Annotated in this window: 27 protein-coding genes; 14 read left to right on the forward strand and 13 right to left on the reverse strand. The window is 51.9% G+C overall.

Features of this window, described 5'->3' with window-relative positions; all coding sequences use genetic code 11:
* Positions 1–138 precede the first annotated feature (138 nt).
* A complete protein-coding gene (locus tag AC6CHQ_RS08845; RefSeq protein ID WP_498081364.1) occupies positions 139–1,041 on the reverse strand; it encodes a DMT family transporter in 903 nt (300 codons plus the stop codon).
* Between the two features lie 129 nt (positions 1,042–1,170).
* Here AC6CHQ_RS08845 and AC6CHQ_RS08850 point away from each other — a divergent pair, with 129 nt between their 5' ends.
* Together AC6CHQ_RS08850 and AC6CHQ_RS08855 are read left to right on the forward strand one after the other, a co-directional pair.
* Positions 1,171–1,899: an MgtC/SapB family protein gene (locus AC6CHQ_RS08850; protein WP_251239379.1), complete on the forward strand. Its 729-nt coding sequence runs from the start codon at positions 1,171–1,173 to the stop codon at positions 1,897–1,899.
* Positions 1,900–1,912: 13 nt separating this feature from the next.
* Positions 1,913–2,914: a cation diffusion facilitator family transporter gene (locus tag AC6CHQ_RS08855; protein WP_251239380.1), complete on the forward strand. Its 1,002-nt coding sequence runs from the start codon at positions 1,913–1,915 to the stop codon at positions 2,912–2,914.
* Positions 2,915–2,959: 45 nt separating this feature from the next.
* Here the strand turns inward: AC6CHQ_RS08855 and AC6CHQ_RS08860 are convergent, their stop codons facing one another.
* Entirely contained in the window at positions 2,960–4,129 is a 1,170-nt protein-coding gene (locus AC6CHQ_RS08860) for an iron-containing alcohol dehydrogenase (RefSeq protein WP_498081365.1), read from the reverse strand.
* Positions 4,130–4,249: 120 nt separating this feature from the next.
* On the opposite strand from AC6CHQ_RS08860, the gene AC6CHQ_RS08865 reads away from it, so the two are divergent.
* Positions 4,250–4,522, forward strand: a complete 273-nt coding sequence (locus AC6CHQ_RS08865) for a DUF378 domain-containing protein (protein ID WP_092055939.1) — start codon at positions 4,250–4,252, stop codon at positions 4,520–4,522.
* Between the two features lie 45 nt (positions 4,523–4,567).
* Here the strand turns inward: AC6CHQ_RS08865 and AC6CHQ_RS08870 are convergent, their stop codons facing one another.
* The 3 genes from AC6CHQ_RS08870 to pruA all read right to left on the reverse strand — a co-directional run bounded on the left by AC6CHQ_RS08870 (position 4,568) and on the right by pruA (position 8,740).
* Positions 4,568–5,812 carry a Glu/Leu/Phe/Val family dehydrogenase gene (locus AC6CHQ_RS08870; protein ID WP_092055937.1) on the reverse strand — a complete coding sequence of 415 codons (1,245 nt, stop codon included), beginning with the start codon at positions 5,810–5,812 and terminating at the stop codon, positions 4,568–4,570.
* Positions 5,813–5,914: 102 nt separating this feature from the next.
* Positions 5,915–7,108 (reverse strand): ornithine--oxo-acid transaminase, encoded by a 1,194-nt coding sequence (locus tag AC6CHQ_RS08875; protein ID WP_092055935.1) that lies wholly within the window; start codon positions 7,106–7,108, stop codon positions 5,915–5,917.
* 87 nt (positions 7,109–7,195) lie between these two features.
* Positions 7,196–8,740 carry an L-glutamate gamma-semialdehyde dehydrogenase gene (gene pruA / locus AC6CHQ_RS08880; protein WP_092055933.1) on the reverse strand — a complete coding sequence of 515 codons (1,545 nt, stop codon included), beginning with the start codon at positions 8,738–8,740 and terminating at the stop codon, positions 7,196–7,198.
* 143 nt (positions 8,741–8,883) lie between these two features.
* On the opposite strand from pruA, the gene AC6CHQ_RS08885 reads away from it, so the two are divergent.
* Positions 8,884–10,194 (forward strand): sigma 54-interacting transcriptional regulator, encoded by a 1,311-nt coding sequence (locus AC6CHQ_RS08885; RefSeq protein ID WP_251239383.1) that lies wholly within the window; start codon positions 8,884–8,886, stop codon positions 10,192–10,194.
* A gap of 71 nt (positions 10,195–10,265) precedes the next feature.
* On the opposite strand, the gene yugI is transcribed toward AC6CHQ_RS08885, so the two are convergent.
* Positions 10,266–10,637 (reverse strand): S1 domain-containing post-transcriptional regulator GSP13, encoded by a 372-nt coding sequence (gene yugI / locus AC6CHQ_RS08890; RefSeq protein WP_092055929.1) that lies wholly within the window; start codon positions 10,635–10,637, stop codon positions 10,266–10,268.
* A gap of 93 nt (positions 10,638–10,730) precedes the next feature.
* Positions 10,731–12,671 (reverse strand): hypothetical protein, encoded by a 1,941-nt coding sequence (locus AC6CHQ_RS08895; protein WP_498081366.1) that lies wholly within the window; start codon positions 12,669–12,671, stop codon positions 10,731–10,733.
* Between the two features lie 300 nt (positions 12,672–12,971).
* Here AC6CHQ_RS08895 and AC6CHQ_RS08900 point away from each other — a divergent pair, with 300 nt between their 5' ends.
* Positions 12,972–14,300: a sodium-dependent transporter gene (locus tag AC6CHQ_RS08900; protein WP_251239385.1), complete on the forward strand. Its 1,329-nt coding sequence runs from the start codon at positions 12,972–12,974 to the stop codon at positions 14,298–14,300.
* Positions 14,301–14,343: 43 nt separating this feature from the next.
* On the opposite strand, the gene AC6CHQ_RS08905 is transcribed toward AC6CHQ_RS08900, so the two are convergent.
* The 3 genes from AC6CHQ_RS08905 to AC6CHQ_RS08915 form a co-directional block, all read right to left on the reverse strand.
* Entirely contained in the window at positions 14,344–14,604 is a 261-nt protein-coding gene (locus tag AC6CHQ_RS08905; RefSeq protein ID WP_092055921.1) for a DUF1871 family protein, read from the reverse strand.
* Positions 14,605–14,789: 185 nt separating this feature from the next.
* A complete protein-coding gene (locus tag AC6CHQ_RS08910; RefSeq protein ID WP_251239386.1) occupies positions 14,790–15,002 on the reverse strand; it encodes a hypothetical protein in 213 nt (70 codons plus the stop codon).
* Between the two features lie 38 nt (positions 15,003–15,040).
* A complete protein-coding gene (locus AC6CHQ_RS08915; RefSeq protein WP_498081367.1) occupies positions 15,041–15,631 on the reverse strand; it encodes a peptidylprolyl isomerase in 591 nt (196 codons plus the stop codon).
* Between the two features lie 169 nt (positions 15,632–15,800).
* On the opposite strand from AC6CHQ_RS08915, the gene AC6CHQ_RS08920 reads away from it, so the two are divergent.
* The 8 genes from AC6CHQ_RS08920 to mnhG all read left to right on the forward strand — a co-directional run bounded on the left by AC6CHQ_RS08920 (position 15,801) and on the right by mnhG (position 23,245).
* On the forward strand, positions 15,801–17,033 hold the full coding sequence (locus tag AC6CHQ_RS08920) for an MFS transporter (protein ID WP_092055914.1): 1,233 nt from the start codon (positions 15,801–15,803) through the stop codon (positions 17,031–17,033).
* A gap of 463 nt (positions 17,034–17,496) precedes the next feature.
* Positions 17,497–19,914 (forward strand): Na+/H+ antiporter subunit A, encoded by a 2,418-nt coding sequence (locus AC6CHQ_RS08925; RefSeq protein WP_498081368.1) that lies wholly within the window; start codon positions 17,497–17,499, stop codon positions 19,912–19,914.
* A complete protein-coding gene (locus AC6CHQ_RS08930) occupies positions 19,901–20,323 on the forward strand; it encodes a Na(+)/H(+) antiporter subunit B (RefSeq protein ID WP_092055908.1) in 423 nt (140 codons plus the stop codon). The genes AC6CHQ_RS08925 and AC6CHQ_RS08930 overlap by 14 nt, the downstream gene beginning before the upstream one ends.
* Before the next feature lies 1 nt (position 20,324).
* Positions 20,325–20,666 carry a Na(+)/H(+) antiporter subunit C gene (locus tag AC6CHQ_RS08935; RefSeq protein ID WP_092055905.1) on the forward strand — a complete coding sequence of 114 codons (342 nt, stop codon included), beginning with the start codon at positions 20,325–20,327 and terminating at the stop codon, positions 20,664–20,666.
* Entirely contained in the window at positions 20,659–22,140 is a 1,482-nt protein-coding gene (locus AC6CHQ_RS08940) for a Na+/H+ antiporter subunit D (RefSeq protein ID WP_498081369.1), read from the forward strand. The genes AC6CHQ_RS08935 and AC6CHQ_RS08940 overlap by 8 nt, the downstream gene beginning before the upstream one ends.
* 7 nt (positions 22,141–22,147) lie before the next feature.
* Positions 22,148–22,627: a Na+/H+ antiporter subunit E gene (locus tag AC6CHQ_RS08945; protein ID WP_092055900.1), complete on the forward strand. Its 480-nt coding sequence runs from the start codon at positions 22,148–22,150 to the stop codon at positions 22,625–22,627.
* Positions 22,624–22,905: a Na(+)/H(+) antiporter subunit F1 gene (locus AC6CHQ_RS08950; RefSeq protein ID WP_092055899.1), complete on the forward strand. Its 282-nt coding sequence runs from the start codon at positions 22,624–22,626 to the stop codon at positions 22,903–22,905. Before AC6CHQ_RS08945 ends, AC6CHQ_RS08950 begins: the two co-directional genes overlap by 4 nt.
* Positions 22,889–23,245, forward strand: a complete 357-nt coding sequence (gene mnhG / locus AC6CHQ_RS08955) for a monovalent cation/H(+) antiporter subunit G (protein ID WP_498081370.1) — start codon at positions 22,889–22,891, stop codon at positions 23,243–23,245. Before AC6CHQ_RS08950 ends, mnhG begins: the two co-directional genes overlap by 17 nt.
* A 39-nt stretch (positions 23,246–23,284) precedes the next feature.
* Here mnhG and AC6CHQ_RS08960 read toward each other — a convergent pair whose 3' ends face one another.
* Both AC6CHQ_RS08960 and AC6CHQ_RS08965 read right to left on the reverse strand, forming a co-directional pair.
* Complete coding sequence (locus AC6CHQ_RS08960) at positions 23,285–23,479, reverse strand: hypothetical protein (RefSeq protein WP_092055895.1); 195 nt, start codon at positions 23,477–23,479, stop codon at positions 23,285–23,287.
* A gap of 55 nt (positions 23,480–23,534) precedes the next feature.
* Positions 23,535–25,043: a leucyl aminopeptidase gene (locus tag AC6CHQ_RS08965; protein ID WP_498081371.1), complete on the reverse strand. Its 1,509-nt coding sequence runs from the start codon at positions 25,041–25,043 to the stop codon at positions 23,535–23,537.
* Between the two features lie 119 nt (positions 25,044–25,162).
* On the opposite strand from AC6CHQ_RS08965, the gene AC6CHQ_RS08970 reads away from it, so the two are divergent.
* Positions 25,163–25,639 (forward strand): divergent PAP2 family protein, encoded by a 477-nt coding sequence (locus AC6CHQ_RS08970; RefSeq protein WP_498081372.1) that lies wholly within the window; start codon positions 25,163–25,165, stop codon positions 25,637–25,639.
* Between the two features lie 55 nt (positions 25,640–25,694).
* On the opposite strand, the gene AC6CHQ_RS08975 is transcribed toward AC6CHQ_RS08970, so the two are convergent.
* Positions 25,695–26,024, reverse strand: coding sequence for a YuiB family protein (locus tag AC6CHQ_RS08975; RefSeq protein WP_092055889.1), 330 nt, complete (start codon positions 26,022–26,024; stop codon positions 25,695–25,697).
* Between the last annotated feature and the right edge of the window lie 69 nt (positions 26,025–26,093).

The raw sequence follows: 26,093 nt of genomic DNA on the forward strand, positions 1-26,093 counted from the left end.
CGCGCCGCGCCTTCCGGCTTTTGGCGACTTTATTATCTTAACATCCTCTCTCGGAAGAGTCAAGATGTTTTTTTAGGCCATTTTGTCGGCCCGTCCGTTAAGGACAAGAACAACTATACATGATAGGGCCGGCGGAAATCAAGCCCTTTTTCTAATAAAAAGTTTTCTGACTTTCCGCCCGTCCAATACAAACAGCATAATCCCTGCCAGAACGACCAGTCCCCCGACAACCTGTGTGGTAATCAGTGACTCTTGGAAGATGTAGTAGGCGAGAACAGCGGCGCCGACCGGTTCAAACAGGATGGCAATTGAAATGACATTGGTGCTCACGTAGCGAAGGGACCAATTGAACAAAGTGTGGCCAAAAAGGTTTGGCAGAATGGCGAGCATCGCAAACCAGAACCAGTCTGCCGCGGGATACGGTCCGAAGCTTTCTCCTGAGGCAAGTACATAAAAGAAAATTGCAACTGTGCTGACACTGTAAACAATGAATGTATAGGTCACCAGTGAAATTCTCTTTCTGACATCCTGGCCGAAGAGGAGATAACCCGTGATCAGCCCGCAGGCGATCAAAGCCAGCATGTCCCCAAAGAACGCATCTCCCCCAAGACGGAAGTCACCCCAACTGATAAGGACACTCCCCCCTATGGCAATTGCTCCGGAGATAATGGTTTTGGCCGTCAGCTTTTCCTTGAAAAAAAGGTAGGTACCCGCAAAAGCAAACAGCGGCTGGAGAGTCACAAGTACAGTCGAACTTGCCACCGATGTGTAATTCAGCGATTCAAACCATAGAATGAAATGAAACGCCAGAAACACGCCGGCAACTGCTGAAAACAGCCAGTCTTTTTTTGAAATCGCCTTGACCTCATGCCGATACTTAAGCAAAAAAGCCGGCGCCATGATTAGAACAGAGAAAAACATCCGATAAAAAGCTGTCACACCCGAATCCGCCGAAACCAACTTAACGAAAATGGCAGAGAACGCGAGTGTGATGACACCGATCATAATCGGAATGTACGGATGAATTGTCGGTTTATCCACTTTAGGCAACTTCTTTCTTATATAAATGTCTTTCCCGGCGTTTCACGGCGGTGCGGGAAGTGAATACAGAATATAGCCTATCATGAATTGGCTCCGTCTGCCCATAGCTGACGGAAAAGGGGGAATCCTATGGATTACTTGTTCAATTCACCGTTTCTTGAGACCGGTGTCCTCTTCAAGCTGGGGTTTTCGGGGCTGCTCAGCCTGGTCATCGGAATCGAACGGGAACTCAAACGTAAGCCAGTCGGTTTGAAGACCAGTGTCGTCATTGCAACATTCAGCTGCCTGCTCACAATCATTTCAATCGAGACAGCCTATTCCACACCGGCCCGTGACGATATCAATATCACGATGGATCCGCTCCGGCTGGCAGCCCAGATTGTCAGCGGCATCGGTTTCCTCGGTGCAGGTGTCATCCTGAAGCGTGATAATGACAATATCACAGGCCTCACGACAGCAGCCATGATCTGGGGAGCTGCCGGAATCGGTATTGCCGTGGGAGCGGAATTCTACGTCGAGGCGGCGATCACAGTGGCCATTGTCATGATCGGAGTAGAGTTCCTCCCCCCTCTCATGAACATCATGGGTCCAAAAAGGCTTCGCGTAAAGGAGTACACGCTCGTAACCGTGGTCAGCGGCAAGGATAACATTGAGGAACTCATCCATTGCCTTGCTGTACACGGTGCCGAACCTGAAAATGTCCGGATGAAGATGATGGATAATCAGGACAAGGGACTCCGAACCCACGAGGTGGAACTAAGGCTGTCCGTCCAACCAAAAGTGAAACCTGCAGAAATCTATGGATGGCTATACGAACTGGACTACATCAGCAACGCAGAACTTTCTGCAACACTATAACCGGAGGTGCACAATGAAGGAATTCTGGAACTTATTGAAGCAGGGGAACAAACCCTCCTTATTGGCAGCCGTCGTCAATACCTTTATCGCTCTAATGAAAGGAGCCGGCTTCCTGTTCACCGGTAATGTCGCCCTTTTCGCAGAAACAATGCATTCATTCGGCGATGCAGCCAACCAATACTTTGTCTTTGTCGGTTCCGCCCTCTCCAAGAAAGCTCCGACCCCCCGTTTCCCCAATGGTTTTGGCCGAATCGTCAACCTGGTCTGCCTGTTCGCCGTAGTCATTGTGGGAATCATGGCCTATGAAACGATCAAGGAAGGCTGGCATCACATTTTCCACCCGGGCGAAGCGACCGGCTTCTGGATCAGTTTCACCATTCTCCTGATCGCCACAGTTCTGGAATTTTTCGTTCTATATAAGGCGGGCAAGGAAATCCTGCATGATGCCGGAATCAAAGGCGGACCGCTCGCACCTGTTACCACCAGTTTTGCCAAACTGAAATATGCGCGTCCTGCGACGAAGCTGGTCTTTATGGAAGATACCGTCGCCACTGCAGGCGGCCTGCTTGCACTCATCGCCGTTGTACTGGCGAAGGTTTTCGGCCTTGACTGGACTGAAGGTGTTGCTTCCGTTCTGATCGGTGCCATGATGTTCTACGTCGTCGGCATTGTCTTTCTGGAAAATGCGCGCGGCGCGATCGGAGAAACGGATGAAGAAATGCTTAATCATATCGCCTTCCTTTTGGCAGAAGACAAAGATATCCGGGACCTTCAGAAAGTGGAGGTCATCAAGGAAGGCGAATCACTCCATGTGGAAGTGGTTGCTGAAATCGATAAGACCTTGTCGTTCGAACAGGTCGATGACATCCGTGACCGTTTGCTCGATCTGATTGCAAGCCAGCGAAATGTTGCAGATGTCACCATTTCTTTTGATGAGGACGATGGAATCAAAACATGGAAACGGGAAGGTCTTGGCATCAACCCGACTGCGGAAGACATGAAAAAACTTCATTAATTAAAAAGGTTGCCCGGTTCAATCTACCGGGCAACCTTTTTTGTATTAGAGGCTGTTTTTCAAAATGGTTTCGATTTCATCCTTTTCAAGTGCTGCGAATTGGCCTACCGGAGTGCCTGCATAGGATTTGTCCGCCATCAGTCCGATGTTTGTATCATCGATCTTATAATCGGCAAGGCGCTCGGGCGCACCGAGTGATGACCAGAAGCTGCGGAGCCGCTCAACACCTTCCAGTGCGGTTTCCTCAGTTGTCTTCCCTTCCGGATCGACACCGAATACATTGATCGCCAGCTGAGCAAAGCGCTCAGGCCGGGTACCCTTTTGGATATTGAATTTCATCCATTCAGGGAACAGGATCGCCAGACCCCCTGCATGAGGTATATCGTAGATTGCAGAAACCGCGTGTTCGATATTATGCGTTCCCCAGTCCCCCCTGTAACCCATCTCCAGGAACTTGTTGAGCGCGATTGTTCCTGCGAACATGATCGTTCCGCGAAGTTCCGTGTTTTCCATATCTGCCATGAGCTCGGGTGCAGTGCGGATAATCGCCCTCAGGACTCCTTCACACATCTCATCCTGTACGGGCGTATTGACCGCATTGTTGAAGTATTGTTCAAAGATGTGGGACATCATATCTACAATGCCGTAGACAGTCTGGTCTTCGGGAACGCTTTTCGTGTATGCCGGGTCCAGGATCGAGAACCGCGGGAAGTTCAACGGGCCTCCCCATCCGTACTTTTCCTGGGTGTCTTCATTTGTAATGACAGAACCGGCATTCATCTCGGAGCCGGTTGCGGCAATGGTCAGAACCACACCGATCGGAAGAGCATCTTCCGCGACGGCTTTCCTCGTGACGAGATCCCATGCATCGCCGTCGTATTTCGCGGCACTTGCTATCAGTTTGGAGCAGTCGATGACCGACCCGCCGCCCACAGCAAGGACGATGTCGATGTCCTGCTCTTTGCATATGGCTGCACCTTTTGCGGCAGTGCTCACGCGAGGATTCGGCTCAACGCCGGAGAGTTCGTGGACTTCAGCGCCGATTTCCCCAAGCACGCCCATGACATCATCATAGACGCCGTTACGTTTAATACTGCCTCCGCCGTAAACCAGCAGCACCTTATTGCCGAACTGTGGCAGCTCAGCCTTCAATGTCTCGATCTGGCCTTCGCCAAAGATCAGCTTTGTCGGGTTTTGAAATGTGAATGTATTCATGTCCTCGCCTCCTCCGTTTTATTTTCTCATGTTGAACCGGTGTTTTCCATTATTCCTGCACCATTCGCGTGCATAAAGTTCGCCTTCCGCGCCCATCCTAACCATTGAGGAGGTGGCCTCATGGAAGCTTTCCGCAAAATTGCCTTGGCCCTCACCATTATCGGTGCCCTTAACTGGGGACTGGAAGCTTTGTTGGGGTTTGATGTTGTTGCTGACCTGGCCGGTGGCAGAGATGCCCTTATGGCAAAGATCATCTATGGAATCATTGCTCTTGCCGGACTCGTGAGCCTCGGGTATTTGTTCAGGGATGAACCGGATCAACACCGGAGAATTGAACATGACGAATACGAATGGCAAACACGACCGCCGGCAGGAATGATGGAAGAGAAATGAAAAAGGACCGTCCCCATGCCGGGGACGGTCCTTACTTGTTACCTCTCACGCCCAGCCGCGGAAACGGGCAGCTTCCGCGGTTTTGCGGATGCCAACCATGTAAGCAGCGAGACGCATATCGATATTGCGGGATTTGGCTGTGTTGTAGACGTTCTCGAAAGCATCGGTCATCTTCTGGTAGAGCTTTTCGTGGACTTCTTCTTCCGTCCAGTAGTAGCCCTGGTTGTTCTGAACCCACTCGAAGTAGGAGACCGTAACACCACCGGCACTTGCAAGAACATCCGGAACAAGGAAGATTCCGCGCTCGGTCATGATCTTGGTTGCTTCACCAGTGGAAGCCCCGTTGGCCGCTTCTACAACGATTTTCGCCTTGATGTCGTGTGCGTTGCCCTCGTGGAGCTGGTTCTCAAGCGCTGCAGGAACGAGAATGTCACAGTCGAGCTTGAACATCTCATCATTTGTGATCGTGTCCTCGAACAGAGTCGTCACGGTACCGAAGCTGTCTCGGCGATCCAGCAGATAGTCGATATCGAGTCCATCCGGATTGTGGAGCGCTCCGTACGCGTCGGAAATCGCAATGACTTTTGCGCCCGCGTCATGAAGGAACTTCGACAAGTAGCTTCCTGCATTTCCGAAGCCCTGGATGATCACGCGTGCTCCTTCCACTTCGATGCCGACACGCTTTGCAGCTTCACGGATCGAAATGATGACGCCTTCCGCAGTTGCGCGGTCGCGCCCTTGCGAACCACCAAGTACGATCGGCTTTCCTGTAATGAAGCCCGGGGAGTTGAATTCATCGATCCGGCTATACTCGTCCATCATCCATGCCATAATTTGTGCGTTTGTCATGACGTCCGGCGCAGGAATATCCTTCGCAGGCCCCATCACCTGGCTTAGCGCACGGACATAGCCGCGGCTCAGACGCTCGAGCTCGCCCATGGACATTTCACGCGGATCACAGATAATGCCGCCCTTGCCCCCGCCGTATGGCAGGTCGACGATCCCGGCTTTCATCGTCATCCACATGGCAAGTGCGCGGACTTCGTCATCGGTCACGCCTGGGTGGAAACGGACGCCGCCCTTTGTCGGTCCCACTGCATCGTTGTGCTGTGCGCGGTAACCAGTGAAGACCTTAACTTTTCCGTCGTCCATGCGGATCGGAATCCGGACTTCAGTCATGCGGATCGGCTCTTTCAGAAGGTCAAACATGCCTTCATCGTAGCCCAATTTATCCAATGCTTCGTGTATTACTTTTTGCGTGGAGGTAACAAGGTTTGTATTCTCACTCATGGTATTGATTCGCCTCTTTAAATCATAATGGGATGCTCGGCAACATTGTAACATAATTCATCGGTTTAATGTCGGCCCAAGTTCACAATTCATACACAAAAATTATACTGCAAATACCTCGCGGATCTTGCCGAGTGCCCAATCAAGCTCTTCTTTTGAAATGACGAGCGGCGGAGCAAAACGGATGACCGTATCATGCGTCTCCTTGCAGAGAAGGCCGAGTTCTTTCAGCTGTTCGCAGTATGGACGTGCTTCGGAGTGCAGCTCGACGCCGATGAAGAGTCCGCGCCCGCGCACTTCCTTGATGTCTTTGTTGTCGATTTTGTTCAGTTCACCCATGAAGTATTCACCGAGCTCCAGCGCACGATCCGCCAGTTTCTCCTCTTCAAGCACCTCAAGGGAAGCGATCGAAACCGCGCAGGCAATCGGGTTCCCGCCGAATGTCGATCCATGGGAGCCGGGATTGAATACTCCAAGAACATCCTCGTCCGCAGCGACACAGGAGATCGGGAAGACCCCGCCGCCGAGCGCTTTACCAAGGATATACATATCCGGGTCGACGCCCTCCCACTCGCATGCAAACATTTTGCCCGTGCGTGCCAGTCCGGCCTGGATTTCGTCCGCGATGAAAAGAACGTTGTTTTCACGGCAGTACTCACGCGCTTCTTTCAGGAAGCCTTCCGGAGGGATGATGATTCCCGCTTCACCTTGGATCGGCTCCAGGATGATTGCTGCCGTGTTTTCATTGATCGCATTTTTTAGTGCGTCAAGATCGCCATAGTCGATATGGACAATGCCCGGCAGCATCGGTCCGAATCCGCGCTGATACTCGGGATCGGAAGACATGGACACCGCAGTCATCGTGCGTCCGTGGAAGTTGCCATTGCAGACAATGATTTCAGCTTTGCCCTGTTCAACGCCTTTTACGTCATATGCCCAGCGGCGCGCAGCCTTGAATGCAGTCTCAACTGCCTCGGCACCAGTATTCATCGGAAGGACCATTCCTTTGCCGGTGAGGCTGCTTACTTTTTCATACCAAGGAGCCAGCTGGTCATTGTGGAATGCACGGGATGTGAGTGTTACCCTATCGGCCTGGTCTTTCAGGGCCTGGATAATTTTCGGGTGGCGGTGTCCCTGATTGACCGCGGAGTACGCGGAAAGCATGTCCATATACTTGTTGCCTTCAGGGTCCTTTACCCATACCCCTTCCGCCTCGGAAATCACGATCGGCAGCGGATTGTAGTTTTTCGCACCATACTTGTCCGTCTGTTCGATGATCTGCTGTGTCTTAGTCATCCTTCTCATCCTCCCTCATATAAAAGGCGGACCCACGCCCTTGAGCAGTCCGCCTCCAATAATTCTAGTATAATCCTTTACTGCTGATCAGTGCATCTCGGAAACAGTTTTCGCCTGCATGTGCAGTGCCAGGTAGTCCGGGCCGCCCGCTTTGGAGTCCGTACCGGACATGTTGAAGCCTCCGAATGGCTGGTAACCGACAACTGCAGCCGTGCAGCCACGGTTGAAGTAAAGGTTTCCGACATGGAAGTCCTCACGTGCTTTTTCAAGATGGAAACGGTTATTCGAGATGACTGCGCCCGTCAGGCCGTAGTCTGTGTTGTTCGCGATGTCAATTGCTTCATCGAAGTCTTTTGCTTTCGCGAATGCCACAACCGGGCCGAAGATTTCTTCCTTCATGATGCGTGCTTCAGGATCAAGATCCGCAAAGATTGTCGGGTTGATGAAGTACCCTTTGGAATCGTCTCCTGTCCCGCCGAGTACAAGACGTCCTTCTTCTTTGCCGACTTCAACGTAGTTAAGAATCTTATCGTAGGAACCTTTATCGATAACAGGCCCCATGAAGTTGTTATAGTCTTCCGGATTGCCGACTGTAAGTTCCTTCGTCAGCTCCGTCACGCGATCCAGAACTTGGTCGTAGACATCGCTGACGACGACCGCACGGGAGCAGGCGGAGCATTTTTGGCCGCTGAAGCCGAATGCGGACTTCACGATCGACTGCGCTGCAAGTTCGAGATCCGCGTCGCTGTCGACGACAATCGTATCTTTGCCGCCCATTTCCGCGATCACACGCTTGAGCCAGATCTGGCCTTCCTGGACCTTGGCTGCGCGCTCAAAGATGCGGACACCGACTTCACGGGAGCCAGTGAAGCTGACGAAACGTGTTTTCGGGTGATCGACGAGATAGTCACCGATATCACGGCTGGATCCTGGCACGAAGTTGATGACGCCTGCAGGGAGTCCTGCCTGTTCCATGAGCTCGACAAACTTATAGGCAATAACGGATGTGTTGGATGCCGGCTTCAGGAGAACCGTGTTTCCTGTTACAGCTGCGGCAACAGCCGTACCCGCCATGATCGCAAAAGCAAAGTTCCAAGGGGAGATGACAACTCCGACGCCGAGCGGGATGTAGTTGAAGCGGTTGTCTTCACCCGGGCGCTGCGCGATTGGAACGCCATCTTTCATGGCGATCATCTGACGGCCATAATATTCGAGGAAGTCGATTCCTTCAGCCACATCGGCATCCGCTTCTGGCCAAGGCTTGCCCGCTTCCTTGGAAAGAAGTGCCGAAAGCTCGAACTTGCGGCGGCGTGCAATTGCCGCTGCACGGAAGAGAATATCCGCGCGGACTTCAGGATTCACTTTGCGCCAAGTCTTAAATGTCTCTTGCGCAACCTGCATCGCCTTTTCCGCATGCTCCTGAGTCGCCTTCGATACATATCCGATCATCTCTTCGCGGTCGGACGGGTTGAAGTTCTCCATCTTATCTTCGGTGTAGATGCGTTCACCGCCGATGATGAGTGGAATTTCCTGCCCAAGATACTCTTTGACTACCTTGAACCCCTGCTCGTATGCCTGGCGGTTCTCTTCATTTGAAAAGTCCGTAAGTGGCTCGTGTTTGTAAGGAATCAATTGAACTCCTCCTCCTGGTTATGTTTGAGACGCTAAAAAAATTTGCGCTCTTTTCATTTCACACTTATAATAATGCAAAAGATCATTGCGAATTTCAAGTCTTAATCGTTTGAAAAACGCAAAAAACTATTTTGAGGTGGACCATGGCTATCGAAAAGGACGCGCTATGGCCCTTCTACGAATTCGCCGTGGAGCATGCCGCGCTCGGCATCCACGCCGTTGATATGAATGGAAGGACCGTCATCTACAATGAAAAAATGAAACAGATTGAAGGGCTTGACCTGGACGACCTCGCCGACCGGAGTGTGCTGGACATGTTCCGCTTCGGCCAGGACGAGAGCACGCTCATGAAAGTCATCAGGAGCGGAGAGCCGGTGCGGAATGTCAAGCAGACGTACTGGAACCGGAACGGCCAGGAGATCACCACTGTGAATGATACGTATCCAGTATTGGGCCCTGATGGGATGATTGGAGCGGTGGAACTCGCACGTGACGTGACTGCCCTGGAGAAGTTTGTCCATCAGCCGCTCCGGACCTACGATGAGACTGTGACATTCGCCTCCATTACAGCAAAGAGCGAAGCGATGAAGTCCGTGGTGGTGACCGCCAAAAAAGCCGCCGATGCCCATCTCCCTGTTTTGCTGACCGGTGAAACCGGTACAGGAAAAGACCTGCTTGCCGGAGCGATGCACAACGGTTCGGCACATGCAGACAGCCCGTATTACACTCTTTTCTGCCCGGGTCTGGATTCTTCGGACATTCATCGGACGATGAAGACGATCGGCAAAGAACAGACATGTACGGTTTTTTGCGACCGGATCGACCTGATGCCGATGAAGCTGCAGGAAGAACTGCTCAGGGAACTGGAATCGCTCGGGGATAACTCCAGGCAGTACATCGCCAGTATCGGCGGGGATGCGTTCGACCTGATCGCCAACGGTTCATTGCTCAAAGGGCTATACTATTTCTTCTCTTCGATTACGATATACATTCCGCCGCTCAGAAAACGGATGGATGATCTGTGGCCATTTATCGATGATTATCTGGACCGCCACCGCCGGCGGTTCGGTTCTGCTGTCAAAGGCTTGTCCCCGGAGGTCCGGGAGACATTCGACTCCTATACCTGGCCGGGCAACCTGAAAGAAGTGGAGTTGCTGCTAGAAGAAATCACTTCTCTCCTTACGACGGAGACTGAGATTACCCATGACCTCCTGCCGCATCACTTCAAGCTGAAGGTGCAGGAAGAATTCTCCCCGGCCAAGCGGCCCCAGGATTTTGTCATGAGTGAAGGCCAGGAGTTTCTTCCGCTGGACACCTATTTGCGGGAGGCCGAGGAGTATTATCTGTCTAAGGTGATGAATGTATTCGATGGGAATGTAACAAAAGCGGCTCAGGCACTCGGGATGAGCCGCCAGAACCTTCAGTACCATCTCAAAAAGATTAGAGGCCTGTGACAGGAAGTCCGGACATGCGCCAGAATATAAAAAAGCAAGGAAGCCCAGCCGGGCTTCCTTGCTTTTTTGGATTACTGACCGGACTGGCGGATCCAGTCCTGCAGTTTATCGCGCAGTGTGTTGAATCCGTCCGGCTCGCGCTCGTCGATGCGGTCCTGGAGGGACTTTCTCGGCCGGTCCTCACGGCGAGCCTGCGGGCGCTCCTGCAGTGCACGCAGTGAAAGGCTGATCTTGCCTGCCTCTTCATCGATATCAAGCACTTTTACTTGAACTTCTTCACCGACTGTCAGGTAGTCATTGACATCCTTAACGAATCCATATGTGATTTCCGAAATGTGGACGAGTCCCTGTGTGTCCTTGTCCAGGGCGATAAACGCCCCGTAAGGCTGGATACCCGCCACCTTGCCGGTCACTACATCTCCCGTTTGATAGTTGCCTGCCATAATACCGCTCCCAATCGTTTTGGTTTCCGAATCTGCCATTTGGCCATTGTAAATTATACCATACGGAAGGGCTTACAGCAAAAGCGGCCGGGATTACTGGGCATCCTGGCGGTCTACGAGCCAGATGCCTTCAGGGGTGTAGGTGAGCCAGATCTGTTGCGGTTGAAATCCGGAAAATGGATCGATCCTTACAGGTGCACTTACACCGGTCTCGTGAGGTACAACATCATGTTCATGAAATGAAAGATGGATTTCTTCAATAGTATTTGTCATTCTTTTTTCCGACAACCATTTAATATTAGCCGAGCTCTCATCTATAGATAATAATTCCATTACGGCGTCATCATTCCTGTCTGCAGCCATCAAAGCGAGTGCAGCCACCATAACCGGAGAGCTATCCGACAGCAGTGACCGATTACCATCAGCCGACAGCTCCTGATATAAAGTTTCCGTCCTCACCCGGAAATCAGAGTGTCCAAGTGAACCCTCCAGAGATGTAAGATCATCCATTTCAAGGTATCGTTCATGCCCTTCACGCACACTTCTCAGGGCATGAACATAGCTTTCGTATTGCAGATGATCATAAGACTTTGCCCGTTTCCATTCTGTCTGTTCCATCTCGGCAATGACTGGCTTCAGTAATTTGCCGGAAGGCGACTCGTGGTGTCCCGCCAGCTGCTTCCAGAGCTCTCTCCGTTCTGACAACACTCTTCCGTCATCTCCGAACACCCTGCCACTCTCACCGCCAAAAACAAATTCACCAAAATAATAACTAGCCAGAAATTCTGGTTCTCGCCAAGGATCTCTTGTCTCCTGAGCAAGTGCCAGTTCTTCTAATTCGATTAAGGTTCCTGCAAGTTTTTTCGGCGAATGATCAGAGAATTTCTGAAGAGACACATTTTCTATCGCCTTGACCAACTTGGCAACCGACTCTTCCAGGCCATCCGCATGATTTCCCAATGTGGGCAATTCATTGGGAATCACATAGACCTGATCACCAGAGTACCTCACTTCCTCTGACAACTCGTAACCTTCCTGCTCCATCAGTTGCAGCGCATGCCGGAGCGGTTCGGGGTAGTCCTCTGATTTAGCGAAGAAACCATCTTTATCAAATTCACCATCATTTATTGAAGCCTCTATAAACTTCTTATTTTCCATTAGGCGATTTGATAAGACCATTGTCAGTTCATTTTTCCGCATCTCAAATAATCGCACGAATTCTCGGCTCTTGTACTTATCATCCCGTATTGGCTGCTCACTGAGCTGCTGAGCCATTTCAGAAGGCAAATCAAAAACATCCAGGATCTCGGACAGTTCCTCTGTCACTTCTTTCTTTGTTGGTGCTTCCCCCTTTTGTACTGCACGATCAAGTTTTGAGATAAACATTTTGAAATTCGGCTCCGCTTCTTGAATCGAAATGAACTCTACTTCCATCTCCATATTTGTCACGCCAACCTTTTCTTTAAAGCGTGCCTCCTCTTCAGCAAACCGCCCCTCCAGCTTCTTGATGTAAGCTGCATCCACCGGCCCGGCCGATGCAGGGAGGATGAATGCCGCGGCAATCAGGAGGCCGACTGCGGCCAGAAGTCCCGCGACTGCTGCCCACCACCGTTTTGCTTCTCGTCGGTCGGTCCGCTGATCATTCGCAGACGGGGCAAGTTGTTCCGCCTCGGGTTCCGGATAACGGATCCGCCCATATGCACGCCTGAGCAGGCTAAGCTGACGGTCAAGATCTCGATCCGGATCGGCGTCTGAGAGTATCCGGTATCCCGATTCAGTCTCTGCACGCGCTTCGTCGGCAGTCATCCGGCAAACAGATCCTGCTTCTGCAGAGTTGAAATGATGGAGCTTCATCAGAACAAACGGCAGTCTGACCCCGACAGGAAGATTTCGGATATCCCTGTGCAGCTGTTTGTCTTCGTCAAACCGGAAAAGATCATCGGTTCCCTCTTTGCCCGGAGCATCTTCAATGATCCTTGCGGCAGTCCTGAACAAGATCACCCGCGGGTCCGCTCCGGCAGTCAGTTCTTCCATTGACACCCGGATAGCCTCTTCTGCAGTTTCCCCTACCCTTTCATAAGGCATCCCTGCCTGGTGAACAAAACGCCGGATATCCTCTTTGAGAGAATCCGGTATTTTTTGTTCCCCGGAAAACACCCCGTGATTATGGTTTTTCTCCCCCATTTCACACACCCTTTTCATTACTCTTCCATTATCATACCAAATCAACTGTATTTTGAATTTTGCATTGCTGATTGATTATATGGTCGTACTTTCTTTTTGGGCAAGATGTTGTACAATGAGGGAATCAGTTTTCGGAGGGATCAACTATTTATGTCAAATCGAGAAAATTGGACTTCCAAGATCGGCTTCATCCTGGCGGCGGCCGGCAGTGCCATCGGACTGGGCGCCATCTGGAAGTTCCCATATATGGCCGGTACGAACGGCGGCAGCATATTCATTTTGCTGTTCATCCTCAGCACATTCCTGATCGGGCTTCCTATCCTGATTGCAGAATTTCTGATTGGCAGGCGCGGACAGGCGGACGTCGTTACGACCTTCCGCCGGCTGGCTCCCGGAACGGCCTGGCCGATATTCGGCTTCCTCGGATTCGCGATGTCCATCATCGTGCTGTCCTTCTATAGTGTCGTCGGCGGCTGGATCCTGTCTTATCTGGTCCGATCCACCGCCTATCTGTTTGGCGGTGGTAACCCCCAGGACTATGGTGCATTGTTCGATTCGGTTATCGCGAGCCCGGTTGAAGCTCTTATCGCGCAGGCGGTCTTTATGTTCCTGACCATTTGGATTGTTTCCCGGGGCATCAAGGGCGGCATTGAGCGCGCAAGCAAATGGATGATGCCGATGCTGTTTATCTTCTTCATTATCCTGGCGATCCGCTCCCTCACGTTGGAGGGCGCCATGGAAGGCATCCGCTTCATGTTTGTGCCGGACTTTTCGTACTTGAACGGAGAAACGGCACTGCTGGCACTCGGACAGGCATTTTTCTCTTTGAGTGTAGGAATCGGGAGCATGATCACTTATGCATCTTATCTGCCAAAGGATGAGAACCTCATGAAGTCGGGATGGAGCGTAACGCTTCTGAACATCATGATTTCTATATTGGCGGGTCTGGTCATCTTCCCGGCGGTCTTTGCTTTCGGAGCTTCTCCCGCAGAAGGGCCGGGTCTTGTCTTTGTCATCCTGCCTGCTATCTTCGAATCGATGCCATTCGGCTTCCTGTTCATGCTCGTGTTCTTTATCCTGATGCTGTTTGCGACGCTGACTTCCAGCATCTCCATGCTGGAAATCACCGTATCGATCGGCATCCAAAACAAGTATGAACGGCGCAAAGGCGCGGCCTTCCTGTATGGTCTGATCATTTTCCTCGTCGGCATTCCGAGCGCACTGTCATTTGGGATCTTGTCCGATATGAAAGTATTCGGCCTGTCGTTCTTTGACTTGGCTGATACGATCGTTTCCAAAATAGGCATGCCTGTAGGGGCGCTCCTGATTTCCCTTTTCGCCGGATACTACTTGTCGAAGCAGATCACTGAAGAAGAACTCGGAGGACCCGGGATCCAGGCAACTGCATGGCGCTTCCTCGTCCGCTACGTCTGCCCGCTTGCCATCATCCTTATCTTCGTTTCCACCCTATGGGGATAAAATGGCTATAATGAAAAAACCGCCGGGATCGGCGGTTTTTCATTTATAGCGGGCATCCCGCCCCATACTTGAGGGCGATCAGTTTATAAGAGATGTCCATGCAGTCTTCATGAGGGATCCAAAGTTCATAGGAATGCTCGTAGATCAGCCGGATCCGCCCAGCAAGTTCTGCAGGATGGTCCGCTTCATGGAGTGCTGCAATGACATCAGCGATCTCAGTGTCGTAGGCACCCGGCCCCTGCTTGAACGGATCCCAGCGCCCAAGGAGATCTGCGGCAAAATGATTGATTTCGATGGTCTCCAACTATACTCACCTATTTTTCAGTTCTTCAACTTATTATTAGCTATAATAGCACAGCCGAAAAAAAAAGAAAGGGATGATTTCCAGCCGGGTGCTTTTGTTCTGTTCATCGGCCGAAAGAAGTCCTATAGACCATGAAGCAATCAGCAAGCGCCTTCGCCACCCGAGCCATCAAAAAACAGCCGGCCTCAATGAGAGGGCGGCTGTTTTGCATTCCGTTCGGCGAGTATACGCTGCTCGAGTTCTTGAGTTGCTTTTTCCTGTTCCGCCGATTTTTTCTTGATCCAGCGGAAAGCCAGATAGCAAAGGAAGATGCAGACGAGCAAAGACGCAACTGCCGGAATATAAAGGGTTTTATCCTCCGGAAAATAAAGGAACGGCATAAGAAGGACCGCTTCCATGATGATTCACTTCCTTGGTGTGGATTCCGGGTTTGGGGTTACTTTTTTAGGATTTCAATAGACTGGATGACAACATCTTCAACCGGCTTGTCCTGCGCGCCGGTTTTGACAGCTGCAATTTCATCGACTACATCCAGGCTTTCGATGACTTGGCCGAAAACTGTATGGCGCTGGTCAAGCCAAGGGGTGCCCCCTTTTTCTGCGTACGCCTCGATAACCTCTTTCGGGAAGCCCGCTCCTTCAAGCTGGCCGAGCATCTGCGACGGAACGTTCTTCGCCTGGACGATGAAGAACTGGCTGCCATTCGTGCCAGGTCCCGCATTGGCCATCGAAAGCGCACCGCGCAGGTTAAACAGCTCCGGTGAGAATTCGTCTTCGAAAGTGGTACCGTAAATGCTTTCGCCGCCCATTCCTGTTCCGGTCGGATCGCCGCCCTGGATCATGAAATCCGGAATGATACGGTGGAAGATGATGCCATCGTAATAACCGTTTTCGGCATGGGTAAGGAAGTTCTCGACCGTCTTCGGTGCCTGTTCCGGGAACAGTTTTACCTTAATCGGGCCATGGTTTGTATGGATGACCGCAAGTGCTTCATTTTCTGCAGTTTCGTTCGACAGTTGAGGGAACATCTTATCTCTCCTTTTCTCCGGGCGCGCCGGCCGGCACGAGGGAGTACAGTATGTTCATTAGTGTAACATACTGCCATAACGGCTGACGATGAATAAGTCATGACACTTTCTTCGGGTTACGAAATGCTTTATAATGGGGATACTACGTAATAAAAAGGACGTTCGATAAATGTCTTTACAAAAACGAAACTTTATCATCATTCTGGTGACCAACTTCCTGGTCGCGGGCACGATGACCATGATCATGCCATTCCTGTCGCTTTACATCGACACGTTCGGCAACCATTCCGATGCCTTCGTACAGAAGTGGGCCGGACTCATCTTCGGCGCGACCTTTGTTTCGGCATTTATCATGTCGCCGATCTGGGGACGGATCGGCGACAAATATGGCTTTAAGCCGATTCTCATGATCAACGCCTTCGGCATCTCGGCGTTCATGTTCCTGATGGGGTTTGTCGATGATGTATACACCTTCTTCTTTCTCCGCCTGGCAATGGGGATTGTGACCGGCTTCATTCCGACCTCCCTCGCCTTCATCAGCGCACAGACCGCAAAAGGCGAAGCCGGCAAGACACTGGGCACCCTGCAGATGGGCAGTGTATCCGGCACATTGTTTGGACCCGCGCTCGGAGGCCTGCTGGCTGACTCGTTCGGCTTTGAACTGGCCTTTATCATCTCATCATCCGCCATTTTCCTTGCTGCCCTCATTGTGGCTTTCGGCATCAAAGAACAGAAAAAAGAAAAAAAGAACCGTCACCATGTCTATTCCAGAAATACCATCGTCCGCTCCATTTTAAATCACCGGCTAATGCTGAATATCATGATCATTACTGCATTGATCCAGATCGGCAACTTCAGCATCCAGCCCCTTCTTTCGTTATATGTTGCGGAACTGACCGACGCCAATCAAGTCGCCTTTCTCGCCGGCCTCACCTTCAGTGCCGCAGGTGTCGGGAACCTTCTCTTTGCGAGAAAGTGGGGGCAGCTCGGCGATACCTATGGATATGAACGCATCCTGATGGTGCTGCTGATGATGACGTTCGTGCTGATGATACCTCAGGCGCTTGTCACAAATCTTTGGCAGCTCGTCATCCTTCGCCTCTTGTTCGGGATTGCAATCGGCGGGCTCATTCCTGTGACGACGGCTCTGATCCGGAGGGAGGCACCGGTGGATATGCAGGGCGAAGTGCTCGGCTACAACACCAGCTTCCGCTTTTTCGGCAATATCATCGGTCCGATGTTCGGAGGTATCGTCAGTGGATTCATTGGGATTTCATCTGTCTTCTATGTGACGGCTGCCCTCTTCCTTATCGCCTTCGTTTCGCTTTACTTCACTAGAAAACGCCCGTTGGAAGATTTTGAGGATGTGCTCGCACGGCAAGAAAAACTCCACCCGGACTGAGGCAGCCTGTTTCAGCCCGTATTATATGAAAAACAGTTAAGAGGCTGTCCAATATGTAATTAAATTCTTGTATCTATGGCAAACAGCAGTGGCGTCGGGAGACTCCTGCGGGAATAGCGTTAGCCGAAGACCCCGGATGTTGCGCAACGCTTCGCGATGCGCACAGACGCCAGTCTGCGTACTGGCGCCGGCTAAGGCAACGCCCGCGGAAAGCGACCAGAGCCACTGCTGTTTGCTTTTTATGCTGGAAGTACACTTTTCGGACAGCCTCCTTTTGGATGATGTTCAAAAAGAATTCACCATGGACTTTTTATCGTTATTTTTAAATAGGAAGAACTCCCGAATACTCCGGCAAGAACCCCGTCGCGTACCAATTTTCATCAATGCAACCGGTTTACGATTGGGTTATAATTAGTCCTGTTACCTATCCATCGGAAACATATTCTCGAAAGGAGGACCATTCTTGACATCCGTGCTGCTGTTATTCGCACCGGTCGCGGCCGCCCTCTTGATCCCACTGCTGGCCAACCGGGTGCGGGGAATTCATACCGGTTGGTTCGTTTTGGCCGTGCCGGTGCTGCTGTTCATTTATTATCTGGGCTTCTTGCCCCAAGTGAAAGACGGCGGTGTCCACATCGGGGAGCTGTCCTGGATTCCGTCATACGGTATTTCACTTACCTCGTACATAGACGGCCTCAGCCTTCTGTTCTCGCTCCTGATCACAGGAATCGGGGCACTGGTCGTCCTTTATTCGATCTTTTATCTTGATAAGACGAAAGAGCGCCTCGGCAATTTTTATGTATACCTGCTCATGTTCATGACCGCGATGCTCGGCGTCGTCCAGTCAGACAATATGATTGCGCTCTACGGTTTCTGGGAACTGACATCGATTTCGTCTTTCCTGCTTATCGGTTACTGGTACACAAGGGACCGTTCCCGGTTTGGTGCGCTCAAATCGATGATGATTACCGTCTTCGGAGGTCTGATGATGCTCGGGGGCTTCGTACTCCTCTACCTCATGGGTGGAACGTTCTCAGTCCGTGAACTCATCTCAATGGCTCCTGAATTGGCAGAACATTCGTTGTTCACCTGGGCGCTTGTCCTTATTCTCCTCGGGGCATTCACCAAATCCGCCCAATTCCCGTTCTATATCTGGCTTCCGGATGCGATGGAAGCACCAACTCCGGTCAGTGCCTATCTCCACTCCGCAACAATGGTCAAGGCCGGCCTTTACTTGGTCGCCCGGTTCACTCCGATTTTTGCGGCATCAGAAGTCTGGGTGTGGCTCGTGACCTCCATCGGGGTACTGACACTGTTCTGGGGCTCGTTCTTCGCAGTGAAGCAGACTGACCTGAAAGGCATACTTGCCTTCTCGACCGTCAGTCAGCTTGGTCTGATCATGTCCATGCTAGGAGCGGCAGCTGCGGCTTTCCACGTGGAGGGTGCTGCCGAGACAATGTTCAAATACGCCGGCTTCGCCGCCATTTTCCACCTCGTGAACCATGCCGCATTCAAAGGCAGCCTGTTCATGATTGCAGGAATCGTCGATCACGAGACCGGAACGCGCGATATCCGTAAGCTTGGCGGATTCATGGCTCTCATGCCGGTTACGTTCACCATCGCTCTGATCGGCTCCCTATCCATGGCCGGCCTTCCTCCGTTCGGCGGCTTCCTCAGTAAGGAATTGTTCCTGACCGGAATGCTGAGCCTTGGAGAACTAGATTTGTTCGCCCCTGCATCATGGGGGACTGTGCTGCTTGTCGCAGCATGGATTGCAAGCGTATTCACATTTATTTACAGCTTTTATTTTGTATTCCGGACCTTCACAGGAAAGCACAAACCGGACCTTCTGCCGAAATCTGCTCATGAAGCACCAGCGGGAATGCTCGTCTCCCCTGCAGTGCTCGGCCTGATCGTCGTGGTGATCTTCTTTGTGCCGAACCTGGTCGGAGACTGGATCGTCAAACCTGCGGTTGCGGCGGTGCAACCGTTCATGTACAGTTCCCCGTCGGATGTTGATGTCCATGTTGCCGCCTGGCACGGACATATCACACCGGAACTGATGATGACGATCGGCATCGTCATTGCCGGGCTGGCCCTTTTCTCGCTGCTGCCTAAATGGCAGGGCCTCTACCGGGTCTTCCCTGAACAGCTGACACTCAACAAGCTGTATGATTCTACGATGATATTCGCCGAAAGCGGCATGAACCGTCTGTCCCGTTCATATATGGACGGACTCATCCGCAGCTACCTGATCTATATGTTCCTGGGTATCGTCATCATCGGCCTAGGTTCACTGATTGCCAAAGATGCTCTGGCCGTCAGCTTTGAGGGCACAGCACCAATCGGCCCGGTCGAAGTTGGTCTCCTCCTGGTCCTGGTAGCTGCGACTGCCACAACTCTTGTTGCCAGAAAACGCCTGACAGCGATCATTTCGCTCGGTGCTGTCGGTTATACCGTTGCCCTGCTGTTCGTTGTTTTCAAGGCACCGGATCTTGCGCTGACTCAGCTCGTCATCGAGACGGTGTCCGTTGCGCTGTTCTTGCTGGCGTTCTATCACCTGCCGAAAATGAGCCGTCATGACGAAAAACGGAAATTCCGTATCGGCAATGCCATCATCGCTGCTTCTGTCGGACTGCTGATGAGCCTTCTGGCAATGTCTTCGGTTTCGCAGCGTGCGCTTCCATCCATCTCTGAATTCTATAAGGAGACGGTATACTCGGAAGCCGGGGGCGGAAATATCGTCAATGTCATCCTCGTGGACTATCGTGGATTTGATACGTTCTTTGAGATTGCGGTTTTGTCAATCGCAGCCATTGGCATCATCGCCATGATCCGTCTTCGTCTCACCAGAAAGGGGGATGGCCATGAAAAGCAGTGATGTCATTCTTCAGACAGCAACGAAAGTCGTGTTTTTCCTGATTTTCCTATTCGCCATCCACATCTTCTTTGCCGGACACTATACACCCGGTGGAGGCTTTGTCGGCGGATTGCTGACCGCATCGGCGATTGTCCTTCTGCTTCTTGCTTTCGATCTGAAAACAGTAAGCAGAGCACTGCCCTTCAACTACACGATTATGATTGCCATCGGTCTTCTTCTTGCACTCGGCACGGCTTCGGCTTCCATCCTTTTTGATGTGCCGTTCTTTACACATGCGTATGATTATTTTGATCTGCCGCTATTTGGTGAGACTTCCCTTCACTCGGCCATGCTGTTTGACCTGGGAGTTTACCTGGTCGTCGTCGGTGCGACGATGAATATTATTCTTACGATTGGAAGTGATGACTAAAATGGAAATTCTCATGTCAGTCATCATCGGTTTTCTATTCATGGCAGCCGTGTACCTCATACTCTCCAGAAGTCTGCTCCGGGTCATCATCGGGACAGGCCTTCTTAGCCACGGTGCCCACCTTCTCATCCTGACAATGGGCGGCTTTGCCGGCCCCGCTCCGCCAGTCGTGGCGGATGGTGTGACAGACTATGTCGATCCGCTGCCGCAGGCACTGATTCTTACAGCGATCGTCATTTCTTTCGGTGTGACGGCGTTCTTCCTCGTCATGGCTTACCGGGCCTATCAGGAACTTGAGACGGATAATATGACTTTGCTGAAAGGAAATGACGAACATGACTAACCTTCTGTTATTTCCGATCCTGATCCCGATCCTGACGGCATCTGTTCTGCTGTTCTTTCCAAAGCGGATTGCTGCCCAAAGGGCTGTAACCGTTGTCGGGCTGGTCGCTTCGATCATTGCGGCTCTATTCCTGCTGCGCACTGTGATGACGGACGGCGTGCAGGCAGTCACGCTCGGAAGCTGGCCGGCGCCGTTTGGCATCTCGATGGTGTCCGATCCGCTTTCGGTGAGCCTGGTATTGACCTCTCTCCTCATTACACTGGCAGTTGTCGTATACAGTTTCCGCTCCATCGGTGAAGGACGGGAAAAGTACTTCTACTATCCTGCAATTCTGTTCATGCTGACAGGAATCAACGGATCCTTCACGACAGGCGATATTTTCAACTTGTTCGTATTCTTTGAAGTCCTGTTGCTCGCTTCCTATCTCCTGATCGTTCTTGGAGGGGAAAAGCGGCAGCTGCGCGAGTCCATCAAATACATACTCGTGAATGTGGTTTCCTCCGCCTTCTTCGTCACAACGGTGGCCATGCTGTACTCGGTCGTCGGATCGCTTAATATGGCTGACATCGCCGAGAAGGTGACGGAAATCGGGCAAAGCGGGATTCTGACGGTTATCGCCGTTATGCTCATCCTCGTATTCGGCCTGAAGGGAGCAATCTTTCCGCTGTACTTCTGGCTTCCCGGCTCGTACGCCGCACCGCCTGTCCCTGTCCTTGCACTATTTGGTGCCCTTCTGACAAAGGTCGGCGTCTACGCGATCATCCGGACGGTCACCCTGCTCTTTCCGCACGATCCCGGTTTTACGCATGAACTGCTGATGATTCTTGCGATTCTGACGGTGATTGCCGGGTGCATCGGTGCACTCGCCTACTATGATCTGAAGCAGATCGTCATCTACAACATCATCATCGCTGTCGGTGTCATCCTTTTCGGTGTAGCTCAGATGAACATGGCCGGCCTGGAAGGTGCGGTATTCTACCTGATCCATGACATGCTTATAAAAGCCGGGCTGTTTATGCTGATCGGCGTCATCATCGCCATCACCGGCACATCGAATTTGCGGGAGATGGGCGGTCTCATGAAAACCTATCCGGGACTCGCCTGGACTTGGCTCGTGGCAGCCTTTGGTTTGGCCGGCATCCCACCCCTCAGCGGCTTCTTTGGTAAGCTTCTGATCGTTCAGGGGGCATTCGAGGCTGACAATCTCTGGGGCGGCATCATCATCCTTGCTTCCAGCCTCATCGTTCTGCTGTCAGTTATCCGGATCTTCATCCATGCGTTTTGGGGCGAGCCCATGCCGGTCAAAGGAACCTCGGCAGGCATCTATCGCGGCCTGCTGATTCCGGCAGTCCTCGTGACTGCTCTGACAGTCTTCTATGGCGTCGGCACTGAATGGCTGCGTCCGCTGATGTGGGATGCCGCGGAAATCCTCCACCAGCCATCGATTTATATCGATGCGGTGTTAAAGGAGTAGATGGATCATGGCCTTTCAAATACTACTAAACTTCATCCTGGCCTTTGCCTGGATGTTCATCCTCAACTCATTCGACGCATCCACTTTCATCATCGGCTGGCTGCTCGGTCTGATGCTGATCATTATGATGCGGCGATTTTTCCCGGGGCCCGTCTACATCAAGCGGGTCTGGGCCATCCTCAAACTCGTTCTGTTGTTCATCAAGGAATTGTGGCTTGCCAACATACAGGTGTTCCTGCTGGTCATCAAGCCAAAGCTCGACATCAAGCCCGCCATCTTCAGGTACCCTACGAAGTTGACGAATGACTGGGAAATTACAGTGCTGTCTGCGCTGATCACATTGACGCCGGGTACGGTCGTCATGAATGTATCCGAGGACAAAAAAACACTTTACGTGCACACCCTGCACGTCGATGATATCGAGGAAGCCGTCACATCCATTCGGGATTCATTTGAAAAAGCGATATTGGAGGTGAGCCGGCCATGATGATTTTCTTCTGGATATCACTGATCGTAATTGTCATCTCAATGGCACTGTTTGTTTACAGGCTGATAAAAGGGCCGACTGCACCTGACCGGGTGATTGCGCTGGATGCAATGGGAGTCACACTCATTTCGGTAGTCGCCCTTTTGTCCCTGCTTGTCGGCACAAGCTTTTACCTGGAGATTATCCTGCTGCTTGCGATCCTTTCCTTTATCGGCACTGTCGCCTTCTCTAAATTTATAGAGAAAGGAGAGATCTTCGATCGTGGAGACTCTGATTAATATCCTTGTTGCATTGCCGATGGTTGTCGGCGTCATCTTTACGCTCGTAACTGCGATCGGTCTTCTCCGATTTCCAGATCCTTATACCCGTGCCCATGCGGCATCCAAAAGTTCAACTGTCGGTGTACTGGGAATTTTGCTTTCGGTTTTCCTCCACTTCTGGCTGGTAGAAGAGCATTTTAACCCGAGAATCCTGCTCGGGATCCTGTTCCTGTTTATCACTGCTCCGGTCGGGGGGCACATGATGTCACGTGCCGCTTACTTTGCCGGAGTTAAGCCGAGTGAACTTACCGTGAAGGATGAGCTTGGAGAAGATATCCGGCGCATCAAAGAAAAATAAAAAAACTTCTGCGGAACATTTCCGCAGAAGTTTTTTATTTCACCAGTAATATGGCCGGTACGGGTATCCGTACGGATAATAGTATGGATATGGGTACGGATACTGGTAATACGGATACCGGTTGCCACCATAAAACAGATCACCGAGCAGGCTGCCGGCAAACCCGCCGAGGAACGGACCGAAGAACAAATCGTTTCCCCCTCTCCGGTAAGGATAACGTCGGTAGCGAGGCATTTGCCTTCCCCCTTTCTCCGCTATCCTATGCCGGATGCCCGGCCGGGCCTGGGCGTTATTCCCCTGACTCTTCCGCCATCAGGTCGACAAGCGTTGCAAGGGTCCGCACCATGACACCTGTGCCGCCTTTTGGTCCCAGGTCATGCGCGGATGAAGCACCGGATGTTCCGGCGATATCCAGATGGATCCAAGGCGTGTCTTCCGCAAATTCCCCGACAAAACCGCCGCCGAAGATCATGTGTCCATCGCCGCCCGGAGAGTTGTTCAGATCCGCCACATCACTTTTGCGGATCCGTTTTTTGTCGTTTTCCGTAAGCGGGAGCCGCCATACAAACTCACCTGTCTCCGAAGCCGCTTCAAGGAACGTTTCGAAGAATCCTTCGCTGTTGGTGAGTGCCCCGGTCTTGTCATAGCCGAGAGCAGTGATAACGCCCCCTGTGAGCGTCGCCACGTCCACAAGGTAATCCGCTCCGGACTGCTTGGCATAAGTGACTGCATCGGCCAGGACAAGACGTCCTTCAGCATCCGTATTCAGCACTTCGATCGTCTTGCCGCTCAGTGAAGTGATGACATCATCAGGCTTAAAGGCGCTGCCTGAGATCATATTGTCTGTCGAAGCGATGACCGCGACTACGTTCTTATTAGGCCGCAGCTCACCGATGATCCGCATGGCACCCAAAACCGCTGCGGCGCCGCCCATATCGCCTTTCATGCCGACGATGCCGGTCTTTGTCTTGAGCGAGTAACCGCCCGTATCAAATGTGATCCCTTTGCCGACCAGTCCGACCACGTCTTCCCACTTTTCGGTCCCCTTATATTTAAGGACAATCAGACGCGGCTCTTCGACAGAACCCTGGTTGACCGCGAGGATGGCTCCCATTCCGAGCTCTTCCATTTCGGCACGGCCCAGTACTTCGAAGCCGAAACCATATTGATCAGCAAGCTGCGCTGCGTAATCCGCCATAGCTGTCGCAGTCAGGATATTGCCCGGCGTGTTGACGAGATCCCGTGCTTCATTGACGGCATCAGCATAAACACGGCCGACACCGAATGCCGGCTTGATCACACTTTCTTCCGAATCTGTAAGAAGCGTGACCTCGCGCAGCTCCACCTGCTTTTCATTGGAGCCGGTCTTATAATCCTCGAATGCATAAGTGCCGAGCCCCAGGCCTTCCGAAGCTGCAAAAGCGATATCCGCATCCTCAAAGTCTCCTGATGTGAACGAGGCAGACCAGACGGCTACGGACTCCGCCTTCATCTTGCGGAGTTCCTTGCCTGCACCGGCAAACACTTTTCTGAGATCATCCGCATCGAGAGTCTTATCATTGCCAAGGCCGGCAAACAGAACCCGTTTAAACCCTGTCCCAGGCAACGCAGGGACCCGCGAGAACTCATGGCGTCCGGTTGCCACATCACCCGAGCGGATCCATTCTGACAGGGCACCTGAGAACAGGGCATCAAGATGATCCCAACCCTCCACGTGTTCGGTATGCTTCGGCACACCCACGATGAGCACATCTGACGTGATGCCTTCGAGGCTGTTTTTCTGTACGCTGACTTCCATTGTCATCCCTCCATCCAGCTTTCGTTCCCATTATACCGGAATGTAGCCGGATACGCGCCGGTACGGGATGCCGATATGTTATAATTTTGATTATCTTCTGTCCGAAAGGTTGTGCCTCCATGGACCTTTTTCACAATGCTCCGCTCTGGGTCGCGGTATTCAGCATCTTCTTTGCTCAGTTCGTCAAAATCCCGATCCATTTTCTCGCTACCAAAAAAGTGGACTGGAGGCTTTTCACTTCAACGGGCGGCATGCCGAGCTCCCATTCGGCAGCGGTCTCCTCTCTCACCACAGCCATCGCATTTGAACATGGGACGGATTCGTCAATTTTTGCAGTTTCTGCCGTCTTTGCCATCATCGTCATGTTTGATGCTTCCGGAGTCCGTTTCCAGGCCGGCCAGCAGGCAGTCGTCATCAATCAGATGCGTTCGGATTTCAGGAATTTCATCCAGACCACTCGGGATTGGCCGCAAAAAGATGAACAGCAAAAGATCGAGGAACTGAAAACCCTCCTTGGGCACAAGCCAAGTGAGGTGTACGCAGGCGCCCTGACCGGCATATTACTGGCTATTTTCCTATACACGCTCATCCTCTGAAAATCCGATGGAATAGAAAAAGCGTTCCGCCTTTGAGCGGAACGCTTTTCCATTATCAGAACATCCTGTAGCCCATCCGGCGAAGAATGATCATGACGATGCCTGCAAGGATTGCCCCGACAAAGCCGCCAATCAGAATGATGATATCTGCTGCATGAAGCGAGACAAATTTGTCGCCAAGGCTGCTGAATGCCATGCCCGGGCTGGTGATATAGTCAAACACCCTTACCTCATCCACGATCAGGATGACGACAATCGGGTAGACGATCGCCATGAGCCATGTCATACGGAGCAGCATATTCACTAGGAAGCCGATCCCGAAGAACATGACCATGAACAGCAGGAACGACAGCATGACTTCTACAATGGATAATGAACCGTCCAATTCGCTAACCTCCGATTTCCCTTCACCAGTTTACCGGAAAGGTGACCCTCTTTCAACAAGCCGGTCCCC

Source organism: Bhargavaea sp. GQ12 (assembly GCF_059758705.1).